The sequence below is a fragment of the uncultured Methanospirillum sp. genome (assembly GCF_963668415.2).
Classification (GTDB): Archaea; Halobacteriota; Methanomicrobia; order Methanomicrobiales; family Methanospirillaceae; genus Methanospirillum.
Genome location: NZ_CAXXDL010000001.1, coordinates 1,278,717 through 1,294,636, shown reverse-complemented (window position 1 = coordinate 1,294,636; position 15,920 = coordinate 1,278,717). Strand labels below are relative to the sequence as shown.

19 protein-coding genes are annotated in these 15,920 nt (G+C 52.3%); 9 read left to right on the top strand and 10 right to left on the bottom strand.

The features are described from left to right. Positions 1-3 precede the first annotated feature (3 nt). Positions 4-1,956 (top strand): tetratricopeptide repeat protein, encoded by a 1,953-nt coding sequence (locus ACHZA2_RS05955; protein ID WP_319578938.1) that lies wholly within the window; start codon positions 4-6, stop codon positions 1,954-1,956. 48 nt (positions 1,957-2,004) lie between these two features. Here the strand turns inward: ACHZA2_RS05955 and thiL are convergent, their stop codons facing one another. Genes thiL through ACHZA2_RS05940 form a run of 3 tightly spaced genes read right to left on the bottom strand, consistent with a single transcriptional unit; the run spans position 2,005 to position 5,661 of the window. After that, a complete protein-coding gene (gene thiL / locus ACHZA2_RS05950; protein WP_319578937.1) occupies positions 2,005-2,865 on the bottom strand; it encodes a thiamine-phosphate kinase in 861 nt (286 codons plus the stop codon). Then, entirely contained in the window at positions 2,858-4,807 is a 1,950-nt protein-coding gene (locus tag ACHZA2_RS05945; protein WP_319578936.1) for a DUF460 domain-containing protein, read from the bottom strand. The genes thiL and ACHZA2_RS05945 overlap by 8 nt, the downstream gene beginning before the upstream one ends. After that, positions 4,804-5,661 (bottom strand): RIO1 family regulatory kinase/ATPase, encoded by an 858-nt coding sequence (locus ACHZA2_RS05940; RefSeq protein ID WP_319578935.1) that lies wholly within the window; start codon positions 5,659-5,661, stop codon positions 4,804-4,806. Before ACHZA2_RS05940 ends, ACHZA2_RS05945 begins: the two co-directional genes overlap by 4 nt. A gap of 49 nt (positions 5,662-5,710) precedes the next feature. Between ACHZA2_RS05940 and ACHZA2_RS05935 the strand changes: the two genes are divergently transcribed. Then, complete coding sequence (locus tag ACHZA2_RS05935) at positions 5,711-6,367, top strand: hypothetical protein (RefSeq protein ID WP_394698504.1); 657 nt, start codon at positions 5,711-5,713, stop codon at positions 6,365-6,367. 17 nt (positions 6,368-6,384) lie between these two features. Beyond that, complete coding sequence (locus ACHZA2_RS05930; protein ID WP_319578933.1) at positions 6,385-7,152, top strand: NAD+ synthase; 768 nt, start codon at positions 6,385-6,387, stop codon at positions 7,150-7,152. On the opposite strand, the gene ACHZA2_RS05925 is transcribed toward ACHZA2_RS05930, so the two are convergent. Next, complete coding sequence (locus ACHZA2_RS05925) at positions 7,143-7,847, bottom strand: glucose-6-phosphate isomerase family protein (RefSeq protein WP_319578932.1); 705 nt, start codon at positions 7,845-7,847, stop codon at positions 7,143-7,145. The genes ACHZA2_RS05930 and ACHZA2_RS05925 overlap by 10 nt on opposite strands. Positions 7,848-7,893: 46 nt before the next feature. After that, positions 7,894-8,640 (bottom strand): DUF128 domain-containing protein, encoded by a 747-nt coding sequence (locus ACHZA2_RS05920; protein ID WP_319539701.1) that lies wholly within the window; start codon positions 8,638-8,640, stop codon positions 7,894-7,896. Positions 8,641-8,702: 62 nt separating this feature from the next. Here ACHZA2_RS05920 and ACHZA2_RS05915 point away from each other — a divergent pair, with 62 nt between their 5' ends. After that, positions 8,703-9,647: a hypothetical protein gene (locus ACHZA2_RS05915; protein WP_319539702.1), complete on the top strand. Its 945-nt coding sequence runs from the start codon at positions 8,703-8,705 to the stop codon at positions 9,645-9,647. On the opposite strand, the gene ACHZA2_RS05910 is transcribed toward ACHZA2_RS05915, so the two are convergent. Continuing rightward, the gene (locus ACHZA2_RS05910) at positions 9,648-10,133 is read right to left on the bottom strand and encodes a peroxiredoxin (RefSeq protein ID WP_319578931.1); all 486 of its coding nucleotides are present in this window, start codon (positions 10,131-10,133) and stop codon (positions 9,648-9,650) included. It lies immediately after the preceding gene. 41 nt (positions 10,134-10,174) lie between these two features. On the opposite strand from ACHZA2_RS05910, the gene ACHZA2_RS05905 reads away from it, so the two are divergent. Then, on the top strand, positions 10,175-10,654 hold the full coding sequence (locus tag ACHZA2_RS05905; protein WP_319578930.1) for a 23S rRNA (pseudouridine(1915)-N(3))-methyltransferase RlmH: 480 nt from the start codon (positions 10,175-10,177) through the stop codon (positions 10,652-10,654). Positions 10,655-10,727: 73 nt separating this feature from the next. On the opposite strand, the gene ACHZA2_RS05900 is transcribed toward ACHZA2_RS05905, so the two are convergent. Then, positions 10,728-11,384 carry a transglutaminase-like domain-containing protein gene (locus ACHZA2_RS05900; RefSeq protein WP_319578929.1) on the bottom strand — a complete coding sequence of 219 codons (657 nt, stop codon included), beginning with the start codon at positions 11,382-11,384 and terminating at the stop codon, positions 10,728-10,730. 126 nt (positions 11,385-11,510) lie between these two features. Between ACHZA2_RS05900 and ACHZA2_RS05895 the strand changes: the two genes are divergently transcribed. From ACHZA2_RS05895 to hisH, 3 genes are all read left to right on the top strand, one after another. Further along, positions 11,511-11,678: a hypothetical protein gene (locus ACHZA2_RS05895; protein WP_319578928.1), complete on the top strand. Its 168-nt coding sequence runs from the start codon at positions 11,511-11,513 to the stop codon at positions 11,676-11,678. 284 nt (positions 11,679-11,962) lie between these two features. Next, positions 11,963-13,426: a phosphoadenosine phosphosulfate reductase family protein gene (locus ACHZA2_RS05890; RefSeq protein ID WP_319539707.1), complete on the top strand. Its 1,464-nt coding sequence runs from the start codon at positions 11,963-11,965 to the stop codon at positions 13,424-13,426. A gap of 2 nt (positions 13,427-13,428) precedes the next feature. Continuing rightward, the gene (hisH, locus tag ACHZA2_RS05885; RefSeq protein WP_319578927.1) at positions 13,429-14,028 is read left to right on the top strand and encodes an imidazole glycerol phosphate synthase subunit HisH; all 600 of its coding nucleotides are present in this window, start codon (positions 13,429-13,431) and stop codon (positions 14,026-14,028) included. Positions 14,029-14,046: 18 nt separating this feature from the next. Here hisH and ACHZA2_RS05880 read toward each other — a convergent pair whose 3' ends face one another. From ACHZA2_RS05880 to ACHZA2_RS05870, 3 genes are all read right to left on the bottom strand, one after another. Continuing rightward, complete coding sequence (locus ACHZA2_RS05880; RefSeq protein ID WP_319539709.1) at positions 14,047-14,424, bottom strand: response regulator; 378 nt, start codon at positions 14,422-14,424, stop codon at positions 14,047-14,049. Positions 14,425-14,548: 124 nt separating this feature from the next. After that, complete coding sequence (locus tag ACHZA2_RS05875) at positions 14,549-15,226, bottom strand: 2,5-diamino-6-(ribosylamino)-4(3H)-pyrimidinone 5'-phosphate reductase (protein ID WP_319578926.1); 678 nt, start codon at positions 15,224-15,226, stop codon at positions 14,549-14,551. Positions 15,227-15,228: 2 nt separating this feature from the next. Continuing rightward, positions 15,229-15,507 (bottom strand): DUF1894 domain-containing protein, encoded by a 279-nt coding sequence (locus ACHZA2_RS05870; protein ID WP_319539711.1) that lies wholly within the window; start codon positions 15,505-15,507, stop codon positions 15,229-15,231. Between the two features lie 199 nt (positions 15,508-15,706). Here ACHZA2_RS05870 and ACHZA2_RS05865 point away from each other — a divergent pair, with 199 nt between their 5' ends. Beyond that, on the top strand, positions 15,707-15,907 hold the full coding sequence (locus ACHZA2_RS05865) for a hypothetical protein (RefSeq protein WP_319578925.1): 201 nt from the start codon (positions 15,707-15,709) through the stop codon (positions 15,905-15,907). The last annotated feature ends 13 nt before the right edge of the window (positions 15,908-15,920 follow it).

Sequence of the window (15,920 nt, the reverse complement as noted above, 5' to 3'; positions counted from 1 at the left end):
CGATTGAACAATCCCGGCAGGTATCAGTACCTGAACCCGGTCACCCGACTCCTCCCTGGGATCTCTGTACTTGTCATCCTGCTCGGTGTGCTGACCGCAGGGTGCATAACAGACAAACCTGTCAATATCACATCAGTCCAGGGCAGCCTGAGCTCTGCAGGGGAAGATGCTTCAGTATCTGGTGATGATTCGAAAGCCATTTCACTGGTTGATGCAGCCCTCAGTCTCAACAGCACAAACCCTGACCTCTGGGTACGATCCGGTGATCTCCTTGCGAAGGCAGGGGAGCAGAACGAAGCTCTGTCCGCGTACGATCAGGCACTTGTGCTGGATCCTGTCAACTCTTCGGCTCGGACAGGCCGTGGTCAGATCCTGATCGAATCAGGAGAGCCCGAAAACGGAAGTGCAGAACTTCAGAAAGTCATCAGGGATGATCCCGGGTATGTTCCCGCCTATACTGCACTGGCAGATTTCTATACCGCAAACAAACAGTATGCCGATGCCCTTGCCCTGTACAACAACATCACCAACCTCTCCCCCAACAACTCCCGGATCTGGGTTCGCAAGGCCGAACTCTACATGAACATCAGTAGGTATAACGAAGCAGCAAAGGCCTATGATCGTGCCCTCATCGAGAACAAGAGTGATGCAGACTCCTGGCGTGCTCTCGGCAACCTGCTCAAGTCATCGAAGCGATATGCAGAAGCAGCGGTTGCATATGGCCAGGTGAACGGCCTCAGACCAGGAAACCTGTCAGATCAGAAGACAGAAGCTGACCTGCTTGTGAAAGGCCTCAAACTGGAGAAAGCAGTGGCTGCGTACCATACGCTCTACGAACAAAACCCGAATGACATGGATGTTCTCCTGGCATACAGCAGAATCCTGAACTCGGTTGGCGAGTATGCCCTCTCTCTCAATATCTCCCAGGAGGCACTCAGGCTTGACAATAACTCGGCAGATGCCTGGTCAAGCATCGGATTTTCATACGCGAACCAGCAGAAGTTCAACGAGTCCCTCTCTGCGTTCAACCGGTCGCTCAAACTCAATCCCGCCAACGATGCAACCCGCTCAAACATCGGGTTCCTGCTGCTTCAGGAGAAGCAGTACGACAGAGCACTTGGCGAATTTGAGAATGCGACCCGCATGAATCCTGAAGATGCATCCTCATGGACCTACATGGCAAAGACCAAGAAGGAACTGGGTGACTATAAAGGATCAGCAGAAGCAGGGAAGAAGGCAACAGAAATCGACCCGACATCACCTGATGCCTGGTACATCTTCGGTGATGCATCATTCTGGAACAAGGATTATGACACTGCAGAGTCTGCGTTCAGAAAAACACTCAACCTATCCCCGTCGTACAATGCAGCATGGCAGGGTTTCATCGAGACGATGCGCAAGGTGAACCGGGCTGAAGAGTCTCTTCACTTCTATGACAATCTGCTTGCAAAAGACCCGAACAACACCCTTGCCTGGATGAACGTCGGGTATGCTGCCGACAGGGCACAGAAATTCGACTTATCAGAGAAGGCATACCGCAGGATAACAGAGATCAATCCGAACATGACCGATGCCTGGCTCAGCCTCGCGTATGCTTACTTCCAGCAGGGTTATCCACTGGGTTCAATACCTGCGTATACACAGGCGATTAACCTCAGCCCGAACCTTACCACCGCGTATGTAAACCGGGGAGCTGCCTATCAGATGGTGGATCAGGATGAGAAGGCGAAGGCAGACTTCAACAAATCCCTACAACTGGATCCTGAAAATCATGATGCACTGTATGGCATGGGACGGATCCTGTACAAAGAAGGCAAGATCACCGAGGCATTCCCGTACTTCGAGAAGATCAATGAGGAACTTTACATCTCGCGGATTTATGACAACCTCTACCAGGGGTACACGCGGTTCTCCAATAACTATCACTACTGGCGGTATACCTACCAGTGGATATAAAAACCGGTAGTCCGGTTCTTCAAACCAATTTTTTATATTTCTGAATCTTCACCAGTGATGCCGGTATCCTTCAGCCGGAAGCAGAGATCCGTCAAGCAGAATCTCCTGCTTTTCTGTCACCCTCCCGATTAGCACTGCTGAAGCAGGGAGTTCTTTCCTACTTTTTGGCGGTATTGTAAACAAGAGTTCAAAGTCGCCGCCGCCGTAGAGAGCCATCCGGAGCGACTCTTCTGGTGGATAATTTGGGATACAGGGGATCTCCGAACTACTGACCTTACACCCGGTCCCTGATGCCTTCATCAAATCATGGATCGAGATCGCAAGCCCGTCACTGATGTCCATCATCGCGGTGGCACCGGCCAGTCTGATAGAGATCCCTTCTTTCACCCGTGGCGCCGGCTCACAGAGGTCTCTCCAGTACTGTCTGTCACCCTTCAGACCGGCTATCGCCCGCCCCTGAACTCCCGTAACACCGATCAGATCACCTGGCATCGCCCCTGACCTCCTGACCGGTCTTCCGTCCTCTACCTCACCGATGCCGGTTGAGACAAGGGTCAGTTCGGTGTGGGCATCGAGATCTCCCCCGATATACCTGGCACCATACTTCTGGCAGCATGCCTGAGCCCCATGTACGATCTCCTCAAGCCGGTCTTCACGGTCTAACCCAATGGCAAGGGTGAGATACCGTGGTGCAGCACCCATCGATGCAATGTCGCTGATGGTGACCGCCATTGCCATCCAACCGATCTGCCAGTCAGAAATACCCGCAGGGAAATCTGTTGTCTCATGGAGCATATCTGTAGAAACAACAGGAGTCCCTTTCATCACCGGCAAAATTGCACAGTCGTCACTGCAGGCCTCATCACCAAGCACCGGGCAGATGACTGAAAGCAGCTCCCGGTCATCCATCCCGTCTCACCTGTTTCTCCCGTTGCGCCTGGTACTCTTTGAAGATTCCGTCAAGCATCGCCTCGCTCTGCTTCCTTCTGAACTCCTCAAGACCGTCCTGCCAGGTGCTCATCGCCTCGTAAAACAGGTCGGGATCGCAGGATCCAAAGTCACCTTTGGTGCTCACCGGCACTGACGCACCGGGAAGAACCGGGAGTTCCTCTGTAAACGAGAGTTCAAGCAGTTCCTCAGGGATGGTGCTGGCAGATCGATCACCGATAATGATAGCACCAATCCCTGTCTGTCCCAGGTCATGGATGATGTTCTTCCCCCAGACCCCCGGAGTTCTGACCTGCAGGACATCCCCGCTTTTGATCCCGATGCGCTCGTTCAGAGACCTGATACTCTCACGTGAGAGGTCAGCGATCACCTTGACAATCTGGAGATCTGCATCAGAATCGCTATTTTCTACCTCTTTCATCCGTTTGAGCCGTTTGTGAAGTTTTTTGTTGTTCTTCTCCTCAAACCGAACCCTCTTCTTCAGGTTCTCGATGATAAGGTCTCTTCTGGCAATTTCAGGATTGGCATTGATCTGGCGGCCTCTCGCAGACTTCAGGTTTTTGTTCTCACCTTTCAGTCTCGTGTTCTCTTCTTTGAGCCCTTCGATATCTTTCTGTAGATCACTGACAAGAACCCTGAGATCCTTGACCTGTCCGTCCAGGATCCTTACTCTCTCGTCTGATGAGTCAAGGGTGATCTCAGGCTTTTTCGCCTCTATTGTATGCTTCTCTCCCCGGAGCGCTCCAAGGATCTGGTCGAGAGACTGGCCCCTGATGATCCCGGCCCTGATCTCATCCATATCCACGCCGGGTGGGACACGTTTGAAGATGTTTGTAAACTTGTGTCTCCAGAACCGTGCAGCCTCAATCGCAGCGGTCAGGGCATCGCGTTCGTGGTCATTTCCATACCCGTACTTTCCCGCGAGCTCATACTTCGTCTCAACGCTGATGTCCTGCCTGGGTATGTATGCCACGGCCTGGAATGCCCGTCGTATCTTCTCAACCGAGAAGGGCATCGGTGACACATCTGTTGCGATGATGATCGGTTTTCCTATCTCATACAGGAACTCGATCACGTCCCCCATGTTCATCTGGCGTGAACTGTGGACCTTCATCAGCTCGCCGTTCAGGTCAAGAGCTGCAATCCCTACCGTCGTGCCGGGATCTATCCCGACGATCAGGTACCTCGGTCTCGTGGTAAGCGGTCTGAACTGGATACGCTCAAGCCGTTTGCCTGATATCCTGACCTGGACATCCCCTCCTTTCGATGTGGGAATCCTGACGTCCTCACGTTTCTCCCTGACATGAAAGACCACCCGTGATACACCGCCGAATGCTTTGAACTCTTTCTTCCAGAAGTTGAGCCCTTCACTCTGCAGTTCGTGCTCAATCTCTCTTGCATAGGTGAGCACGTTCCCGTGGATCTTCCTGGCGTACCGGTTCTGACTCCATCCTCCCTTTCCAGGTGACCGGTTTCGCGAGACCACTATCTCGGTCTCGTTCTCAAACGCGATAACCTCAACACCGGCTCCCTGCGAAGCGACCAGGGCTATCGCCCGTGCTTCTGCATAAGGATCAAGCCGGTTGAAGGTGATGTTGTACCTCGCTGCCACCTGGATAAGCCCGGTTTGCTTCTCTCCCCCTGTCACAGATACGAACCTGGTCTGCGGGGGGAGCTGCTCGATGAACCGATACACGTCCTGGGTATGCGGTGCAACCTCCTGGATACTATCCACCGCAAGAATATCCGGCCTGTGCCGGTGGACGAGCCGCATGAGCCTGAAAAGAGAGACGCTCTCCTCACTGGTCACCTTCCCATCAATGACCGTAACGAGTGCGTACTTGGGAGTTACTGTCCGGGACCGGGTAGATCCCCTGATGATGTCGATCCCGAAGACCTTCACCCGATCACGCTGCCTCTGAGTTCATCCGGATCGACCCGTAACTGGTACTTCCGCTGAAAAAACTGGCAGACGGTTCTGATATCGTGATCCAGGATCTCTTCTGCATTGGGATGATCAGGTGCCACCCACTGAGGCCAGTCGATGATCACAGGATGCTGCCCGTCGGTCATGATGTTGTACTCTGAGAGATCCCCGTGCACGAAACCAAGTTTATATGCCCCGGCTATGCCAGCCATGATCTCATCGAAGAACTGTCCGGGATCCGCCAGCGTCACCGCATTCAGGTTTACACCGGCAATGTAGGACATCACAACAACGTTGCGGTTCATCAGGATTGGGATAGGCACAGGAACCGTCCGATGCAGGGTTGAAAGGGCAATATATTCCTGCTCGGCTGAGAAATGGGAAGCAAAGATCCATGGGCAGTGCCCCTTGTCGGGAAGGAATCCCCGCGATCGTTGGACCGTTTTGAACGATCGCTGCCCTATCCGGTGAAATTTCAGGATCACAGGACCTGTTCCGATCGCTTCATACACAAGCGACTCTTTCCCCACACCAACGAGGGTTCCGAGTGCTGATATTGTTCCTTTTTTGGCGAGATGACTTACTGCGAGGGAATCGTATCCGTTGTATAATAAGCAGTATCCGGGGTATGGAATCTGGCTGAACTTGATCATTCCCTTGTCCACAAGTCGCCGTACTCGGAAATTCACCTCGTTTGCAGAGAGTTTTGAATTTTTAATGAGTTCTTCGACCGGTACCCAGTCATACCTGCTCATGAGGTACTCAATTGACTGGAGGACCCTGAGATCATACTTATGAAGAGACCTGACATCATCAGCCGAGAGATGCATCAGCTTATGGGTTTATGGCAGAGAATAGTTAAGACTGATTGGGATTTTTATGCAGTGTGACCGGTGCAGGATGTCTGCCGTCTGCCATCAACGCTACTCGGGTAGATATTTATGCGCAGATCATCTCTCTGCTGACATCGAGGCGAGAGCAAAGCGGGTGATCAGGCAGAATCACTGGCTGGTCAGGGGGGATCGGATCGGTGTTTTTACAGGTATGCGGGGAAGCGCTCCCCTGCTCGTTTTTCTTGAGAAACTCCTGAAGCAGCGGTCAGATATCAGCATCATCATGCTCACCATTCCTGACTCCCGGAGAGAAGAATCTGTACCTGGATTGATTCTGTCAGAAATTGCTGAAGAGACAGGAATAACCCGTTTAGCCCTCCCTGATACTGCAGAGGATATTGCAGTCAGGACCCTGGAGGTCCTCTTCGGTAATAATGTTGATCTACTCCTGTATGATGCTCATCCCGGTATATCGCTCCCGGTGATGCAGCCGTTCAGGGAGATCCCGTCAGAAGAACTGAAGGTGTATGCAGAGCATCACGGGGTATCTGGAGTTGGGTCAAAATCTCCCGGGAATTTATGGAAAGATCCAGATAATCCCCTGCGTAACCTGCTCAGTACATTTTCCTCACGTCACCCGTCTGCTCCCCATGCCCTGCGGCATTACCGCGATCATATCAGGCTTCTTGCAGAAGAGGACTGAAATCTTTTTCAGTTCCGATGGGAAGTGGTATACTGGTGCTTATGCCAGACTGTTCTGATACCGCAGATTCGATCTGCGATCTGCTCAAAAATACGATGGAGAAGTCCAAGGGTAACGGCTTTGTTGTTGGTATATCCGGTGGTGTCGACTCCGCGCTTGTGGCAACCCTCTGTGCTCGTGCTGTGGGTTCTTCACGGGTACTCGGGATATACATGCCAAGCGAGGTCACCCCTCCCACAGATGCTGTTGATGTCTCAACGCTTACCGCCGGTCTCTCGATTCGGGTTGAAACCATCCCTATTGGTCATATCGTGGATCAGTACCGCAGGCTTCCCGGTTTTGTTGAAACCAATTATCTTCTTGGCAACCTGATGGCACGCACCAGGATGACTGTCCTCTACTATGCTGCAAACCGTGACTCGTACCTCGTCTGCGGAACCTCGAACAGGACCGAGTTCATCCTTGGGTACTGCACAAAACACGGTGATAACGCAGCAGATGTTCAGCCCATCGTTCACCTGCTCAAGTCAGAGGTCTGGGAACTCGCCCGGTACCTTGGCGTTCCTGATTCGATCATATCACGTGCACCAAGTGCAGGCCTCTGGCATGGGCAGACCGATGAAGGTGAACTCGGGCTCTCCTATGTTGAGATTGACGCCGCGATCAGAAGTCTTGATCAGAGCGGATGGATACCGGAATCAGAGATAGAGAAAAAAGTAGTATCCCGGTGTGCAACTGCCTGGCACAAGCAAAATCCTGCACCGAATCTGATCAATCAGGTATAAAGATAGAGTCCGGGGTATAACTCCTCGAACTCGCGTGGATGGTTGAGGAACCTGAGCCTCATCGCATCCCCAACCAGGTCGTACAGGCTCTTATCCGGAAATGGTTCAGGGAGATGGGTGCCGGTTGCGTCAACGATCCTGATCTCCGGAATATCTGCCGGGTATGCCGGATTCTTCTTCATGCTCCCGTCTGAAAAGATGTAGTATGCTCCTCCCTTCATCTCTTCGTACGGCAGGTACTGGCTTTCAAACGCCGATGAGACGAGATTTGCCATTGTGAGGGTCTCGCCTGCCGGGTTAATGGTGATATGTCCGTATCCCGGGGGTATCAGGATCAGGTCACCTTTCTCAGCCCTGACCAGCAAAATGTCTGACAGGTCACGCTTCTGGAGCATGTAATACGCTGCCCCTTCCAGTACCTCGTAGATCTCAGGATATGAGAGCCCGTCCGGTGAGAGCGGGTGGTAATGACCCTTTGTCTTGATCCACTCTCTGCAGATGGTGCGGGGAGGAATACGGGTGACATCGTACCTGATCTGCTGTGAGTCGAGCCACTCTTTATCTGAACTATTGCGACAGACCCCCCGGTACATTTCGTATAAGGGTCCTTCGCAGACACAGGAAGGATCTGCCAGCACTGAACGGATCTCTGCCCCTGATCGTATGTCCGGGTTATTGAGAGGGAGATCTATCATATCATATCATCCTCGTACGTGGGAGTATAAATGACCTCGTAAGTATTTACATGTCGGTGATAAATTCCATCCTTGAGATGTCGGTCACCCCTTTCATCGCCTGCATCCTGACATATATCCCCTCTTCACGCAGGGCCGCGATCCAGTTCGTTCCTCCGAGGGCTGCAACACCCATGTACTGGGGATCGACCGCAACCCCGAGGCACGGGGTGTTTGGCAGACCAAGATCAAGGATACCGGTGAAGTAACTCTCGCTGAGTTCTTCAAGCACCTCCTCGACCTTGTCTTCAGCCTCCATGTGGCATTCCCTGATGTTTCCGAGGAGGCTCCCGGTTCCGGTCCGCATGACATTCAGAACCGAGGTGATCTCCTGTGATATCAGCACCTGCAGGGGATCGATGGTCGTGTACTCGTACTTGATCAGGTGAGTAAATCTGCGTGGGATGTTCTCGGTAACCTCAACAACTCCACCGCCGACCGGGTTGAACGGGATTCCCCGCTTTACCAGGAGCCCGTCAAGGGTGGTGCTGCAGAGCGTGAGCAGGCCGCAGTGACCAGACGGAATCGTGTACCCATCGTTGTCCTCGCCCTCGTGCAGTACCCTGATGAGACCGCTTGGTGAGACTCCTGCCTCGCATGTCGCTCTGAACACCGAGAGGGCGTATTCGAGATCCTCTTTGTGAATTAGTGACAGATTATAGACCACCGTTCCGGTCCCCTTTGCAGGTTCAAAGGTAACCTGCATGGCATAATCCTCGATCCGATGGCTGACAAACCTGAGAGGATCGCTCATAACTCAGTTAATCCGGTATATAGATAGAAAAATATTCTTTTTTACGAGTGAATCTGTATACAATGGAACAGAGGATAAGGGAGAAAGCAGTCAGGGCAATTTCTGATATTCTGAAGTCAGCAGGATATGATGTGCATCACGCATCTCCGCCCATTGACCTTTCAGCCGTGTCAGGCAGTACTTATCTGGTTGTTGTCTGTTCAGATGACCAGGAAGAGGTCAGCAGGTTCTCAGAGACCGAGTACACCGTCAAGGGGGATCAGGGAGAGAAGGTATGCGAGAAACTGCTCGTCACCTTTGATCCAGGCATTGAGGTTCAGGACTGCATCGTCTGGTATGCAGAGGAGTTTGCCAGGTATGCAGGTGAGGCAACGCTCTCGCGTGTTATCGGCAGGGAGCTTCTTCTGCCGCTTGGTGAATCGGGCGCTTCTGTCCGCAGCCGCGAGTACCCTGATGACCCCGCGGGCAGCGGCATCAAGATCCCCCACCTCCCGGTCCGCGTTCACCGCGAGGAGGCCGAAGATAAGGCAGGAGTTCCCGGGGTTGCAACCCTGAAATTCCTTCCGTACTGGCTATACCGGTTCACGAGCAGGGGATCAGGATCATTCAAGGAGCAGGAGGTCTCTTTTGATGGTTCTGGTGTCGGTGCGCTGAATGCCATAAACGGCTCGCTTATTGATGTTGATCCTGATACCGTGACCCGCAGGAGTATCCCACAGGGGTCCGAGGTTGTCAGAGCGCAGATCGACAAAGAGGCTGCTGATGAGAAGATTACGGGGGACCTCATCAGAAGCATGACCCGGAAAGTGAAGGCCAGACAGATAAAAGGGGATGCCATCTATTATGAAGAGAAGAATGTCGCGCCAGAGCGGAGCAATATCGCACTGGAACTGCGCGAACTCTTCATACCGGTGTGGCAGATAAAAGGGAAGAAGATCGTTGAGATAAATGCGTATACCGGTGAACGCCTGCGCGAACCGATGGATGACGGGGTGGAGGTCTTCTGATCACCGGCTCCCTGCCGGCATAAGTTCACGAAGTCGCGCAGAGACCGCTTCAACATGGCCCTTGACCCTGACCTTGCGCCAGATCTCCATGATCACTCCGTCCGGGCTTATCAGGAACGTACTCCGTTCAACACCCATATACTCCCGGCCGTACATCTTTTTCTGTACCCAGACTCCGTATGCTTCAATGACTTCGTGTGAGGGATCTGCGAGCAGGGTGAGATGCAGGTCGTGCTTTTGGACAAACTTCCGGTGGCTCTCAACGGAATCAGGACTGACTCCTACCACTGGGACTCCGAGTTCTGCGAGTTCTTCATAGACTGCGGAGAACGCAAGTGCCTCTGCTGTGCAGGCTGATGTGTTGTCTTTCGGGTAAAAGTACAGGATAACCCAGGATCCTCTGAACTCCTCATCCGTTCGCAGGGCAGCATTCTGGTCAGGGAGTGCAAATGCCGGCGCCTTGTCCCCGGCAGTATGTTGTGGCATATACTTTCATTATGTCACCCTCTTCATACATACCATTCCTGATGCAGATCGATATTTGTGCCATCGGAAAGGTGAAAGAGGCATACCTTCGCGATGGCATCGCTGAATATCTCAAACGCCTCTCCGGATTCTGTACCCTCAAGATTGTCGAGTTCTCAGAAGAACGGATACGAGAAGGTGCAGGTGTTCATGAGATCAGTTCAGCCTGCAGGCAGGAGGGCAAATACCTGCTCAAGGCTGCCGGACAGGCAGAATATCTGATCGCATTGGATCCTGGAGGAGTCAATGTGTCAAGCGAGGGCCTTGCCGATCAGGTCAGAAGATGGGAGATCGACGGCCCACATCATATTGCCATCCTTATCGGTGGTCCGCATGGGTTATCTGATGAGGTCAGAGTCCAGGCAGACCTGCTCCTCTCTCTTTCATCGATGACGTTTCCCCACCAGATGGTTCGTCTCATCCTGCTCGAACAGATTTATCGGGCGTACACAATCAACAGGGGACTTCCCTACCACCGATAAAAACCCCAACGGTGCCCGGCTGGGGGCCCCAGGTAGGACCGATGAAAAGGACTTTTTAATGTAAAAAGGGGGGTTATACCGGAATCGGGAGTGATGAACTCGGCCGGTGAGCATGACGGGGAGGTGAGTGGATCTGTGCCGTTGCGCTGATGAATGATGGCACATCCGATGACACCTGGAGTAGATGTATGACCGCATCCCAGGGTTCGGAATAGATGTACGGGTCAAGCCACTCTCCCTGATCTTCCATCTCCGGGTAGGCTATCTGTTCGGTACCGTCAGGGTTGAACTGTGCATCAACACCCGGCTTGTTTCCACGTGGGTCAAGGCGGATCCATCGCCCGTCATCCTCGATCCAGACTGCAGCAAGTCCGTGAAGGACATAGGTTCCATCCTCTTTCTTGAGTCTCTGATAACAGAGTCCAGCAGGAATCCCTACCGATCTGCAGAGAGAGACAAACAGGTGTGATTTGATTACACAGAGTGCATGACCTGCAGCCATCACCTGCGGAGTCTTCCATACCAGTCGGGACTGCCCTGCATCGACTGAATGGGATATTCCATCCCGTACATACGTGTACAGGCATTGGATCTGTTCATATTCTGTACTGGTTCCCCGGATCAACTCACGTGCACGACTCCTGATTGCCGGATGCGTGCATGCTATCACCGGTGAACATGCCAGGTACGGAGTGACCGATACCGGGCGAACGAGTGGGGGGAGAGGCATGCGTGTTCACCTGAGTTATCATCCGGACCCTCTCTATATCTACTTGTTGATTTCCCTGTATTCCATAATGGGGCGATATTTTTGGGTATTCTGATGATCCTGTTCTTCCCTTGAGGGGAGGGTTTTGTGAAGGGTATCCTCATCAAACCTGGTAACATGGCGCATCCACGGGTGTGGCATATCATTCTGCAACCAGGCTGCCGGAGAGATAAATTTGTGAAAGGAGGGTACATCTGTGCCAGTTCACCTCCTGATGAAGCATCAGGATCTGATCAACAGGCCTGTTTCATGTAACATCATACGGCGCGTGTTGTTCGTGGCTAGTTTGTAACCCCCTTAAAAATTTCAGGTTATCATCCTAATGTCGATCATCTCCGATCAATTATTTAGTGATCAAAATTTTGTTCGCTGCGCGTGAGGGGGAGTTGACTATTCTGGTATTCACAAAAACCGACCCTGTTGTCTCTCTGAATATGAATATTGATTACTCCTGAATTATACGTGAAAATGTAAGAGCCGAACGGCTCTGCATTCGGTCCATAACCGTATCTAGGAATGGATCAAACAATTACGGCAGCATGGGTGGACTTTATCACGGCAAAATTCTCCTGCACTGGTGCGATACCTGTCATGCTCCGGTCATGGCAGACCGTTGTGCCTGCGGAGCCGAGGCCCGATCGGTTCCGGTAACCCCCCCCGGAGATGCAAGGCCTGCCTTTCCAGATGATATCTCGTTCATAAATAACCTCTACCGCGACCGGTTCGGAATTACGCTCATCCCGGACGGCTGGGTCGCTCTCGTCAACAAGGTTCCTGACAAGGATCGGATGGAGGAGATCGTGGTCGGCGGGGCCGTGGTGGGAGCGATCAGATACCTTCCCGAGACCAGAAAATGGGATGCACTCCCACGTCCACAAGCCGCTCTGATCCAGAAGCCTGAAAAACGGTACGTGATCGTGGATGATGGTGCCGGCCCTTCCATCAGGGAGGGAGCAAGCCTGCTGGCTCCCGGATTTGTCAGTTGTGATCCCGATATCGCTGCCGGTGATGAGGTCTTCATGCTCACCAGGTCTGGCGAGTGTGTCGGTGTCGGCAGGATGAAGGTGGATGCCAAAGAGGCAGCTGCGATGGAACGCGGGCAGATCGTCAGAAGCCGGAAAAATATCAGATCACAGTTCACCCCCGGCCCTGCAACCTGGGATGAGGCGGTTGCAGCAAACAAAGATGTACTGACCCGGCTTGAGGCTGCAACAAAGCAGTTTATCGATGAGCATATCGGCCCCTATGAACACCTGCCCACCAGTGTCTCTTATTCTGGAGGAAAGGACAGTCTTGCCAGTCTCCTCGTGGTGATGAACACCTACCGGAAACTGCCGATCCTCTTCATCGATACAGGCATGGAGTTCCCCTCCACCTATGAGAATGTCAGGCAGGTGACCGAACGGTATGATCTCGAGTGCCTCAATGTTGACTCAATGGGTGAGTTCTGGCGTGAGTTCGAGGTTCAGGGTCCCCCGGCAGTTGACTGCCGGTGGTGTTGTAAGACGGCCAAACTTGAGCCACTCAGAAAGTTCATCGAGAGTACTTGGAATGAGTGTGTCTCGTTTGTCGGGCAGCGTAAGTACGAGTCCGCATCACGTGCAAAGAATCCCCGGGTCTGGAGGAACGCCTTTGTCCGCAACCAGATCTGTCTTGCCCCTATTCACAACTGGACTGCCATGCATGTCTGGCTCTATATCTTCAGGGAGAAGGCGCCGTTTAACGTGATGTACACCCACGGGGTTGACCGGATGGGGTGTTACATGTGCCCGGCAAGTGACATGGCCATCCTTGAGCGGATTCAGAGCCATGTTCCCGAGCTCTGGAAGGAATGGGAGGAGAAGATGGAGGCGTGGCGTGTCAGGCAGGGGCTTCCCGAGTCATGGATGACCGAAGGAACATGGCGTGTCAGAAATGACCGGACCCAGGAAGAACCTGAGTCATTTGCCAGGCATGATGCCCAGACCGGGCAGGGAAGAAGATCAGGGAGGTCTGAAAGGTGAGCATGATAGCGATCGTGGATTACGGTCTAGGCAACCTGCGCAGTGTCAGCAAGGCTCTCGAAAAAGTTGGCGGGAATGTGAGCATAACCGGAGACCTCGATGAGATCAGAGCTGCAGACGGGATAATTCTCCCCGGGGTCGGGGCCTTTCATGAAGGAATGGCAAGGCTCTCTGATCTCAAGACAGCCCTCCTAGATGCACAAGGGCAGGTGCCTGTCCTTGGGATCTGTCTTGGCATGCAGATGCTCATGGAGTTCTCTGAAGAGCACGGGCTTTCTGCCGGTCTGGGTCTTATACCTGGAACGGTGAAGCGGTTTGAACGAACACCCGGGTACAAAATTCCTCATATGGGCTGGAATCAGATCTCACTGGCGCAGCCTGATGACCCCCTGTATTCAGGAATTCCCGATAATTCCTTCTTTTACTTCGTGCATTCGTACTGGGCGGATACTCCTGATCAGTACAGGGTGACCTCAACCGAGTACATCAACAGGTTTGCATCATCAATACGAAACGGGACAGTCTGGGGAACCCAGTTCCATCCTGAAAAGAGCGGAGAGGCGGGACTTCAGATCCTTCGCAATTTTATCGGAATGTTCTGAAGAATATTTCTAACATTTTTATTTCTGGAGTGCCATCTCAACCGTTGCCTTGAGCTGGTTATCCGTAAAGGGCTTGACGATAAAACCCCTTGGCTTCGTGAGTTTTGCTCTCTCTATTGTCGGATCGTCCATGACTGAACTTATGTAGACGATGGGAATTGAGAACCTGCTTTGGATATCCTCTGCTGCCATGATACCGTCCTTTTCTCCTGGTAGATTTATGTCCATCAGGACGAGTTTCGGGCGCTTATCCGGGGCATACTGCTCCAGTTTTTCGAGTGCCCCCTGGTAGTCCTCAGCCGTTCCCATGACTGTAAACCCAAGTTCGGTAAGCCTCCACGATATCAGATCGTTGATCACCGGATTATCTTCGACTATAAAAATTGCGCCTTCCACTCTGCTCCACCAGTTTCTAGTATTATCTTCCCCTTGAGCTAATAAGGGAGTTGGTTCTGCACGATGCCTCAAATTTGCCTGAAAATTCTAAACGATATTATGAGTCATTTCTCTAAAATGCCTGTTATCGTTTGACTCTCCAGTCGATCTGAACCCCTTGATCCATCTGCTGGATCTGCATGAGTTCGAGCCGTGTGAAGTCGGTCTCCTGTGCCCACCCGGGTCCGTCGGCAAGTGTGGGGGCATCGGATCCTCCGATGATGATATTACCTACAAACATGCTGAGCTGGTCCACCAGATCTGCGTTAAAGAGGCCGGCGATCAAAGTTCCACCCCCTTCAACCATGAGACGCCTCACTCCCTGGCTACCGAGCACCTCCATAAGTGCAGCCAGATCCACCTCTTCAGATCCGGCAGAGATGATCTCTGCGTGAGGCCTGAGCGCAGCAATCCGTTCCTCAGGAGCTGCTGATGAGACAGCAATGATCCGCTTTCCAGGACCTTTGTGAAGAATCCTGGCGTCAGGAGGTGTCCGTCCCCTGCTGTCGATGATGATCCTGATCGGATGCTCGGGCCTTCCTGAACTGAGCCGATCTGCAATCCGCTCCGGTGACTTTACGGTAAGCGACGGGTCATCAGCAAGGATAGTACCTATTCCGACCATGATGGCATCTGCACCTGACTTTATAATATCAACCCGGTCAAAATCATCAGAACCTGAAATCTTCACCTGCCTGCGTTCCCGGGTCGATAATTTTCCATCTGCAGAGACTGCCACGTTTACCAGAATGTATGGTCGCATACCTAAACCTGCTTCTTTCCTCTGAGTTTTTCGATCTCTTCCCTGCCGTCAGGGACCCTGAGTAAAAAAGTTCCATGACAGGGTTTTGTAAACGGGAAGATAACGGCATCCCCGTCTACTGCAACCCTTATTGGGGGAACTCCGATGATCCTGACTTCAAACATCTTATAGCCCGGTTCAACGTCGTATTTCTCTGGAAAACTGGCAAGGTATTCCCGTGCTTCCTTGAAAGAGATCTTCGAAAGAAGTACCTCATAGGGGAGTGATTCTAGGCATCCCATACTAGAGCCTCATTGTTTCCTTGTATAGTGGGTGTAGGATCGAAGAACGAAGTTCCGTTCTGATTACTGATCTCATCTCGGTAGACAGTCAGATCAAAAGACAGGGTCTCCTGATCCGTATCCAGTACTATGGCGTTCGTGGGTATGAGATGTACGGTTCTCTCCTGCCTGTCTGGTTTTTGGTCTTATCATTGTATTCATGAATGATCTACAGGAGCAGACCAAACCAGGCAGTGTACGAGATGATGATCATCAAAACCACAAGCAGGACTGCTCCCTTGAAGAGACAATTTTTACAGATGCCGGTCCCTTCATGGATGCATTCTTCACAGCATTCTGCTTTACAGATACTACACTGATCTGTGGCCTCCCTGTCCGGGTGCAGATGACAGCCATTTGAGCAACAATTTTCC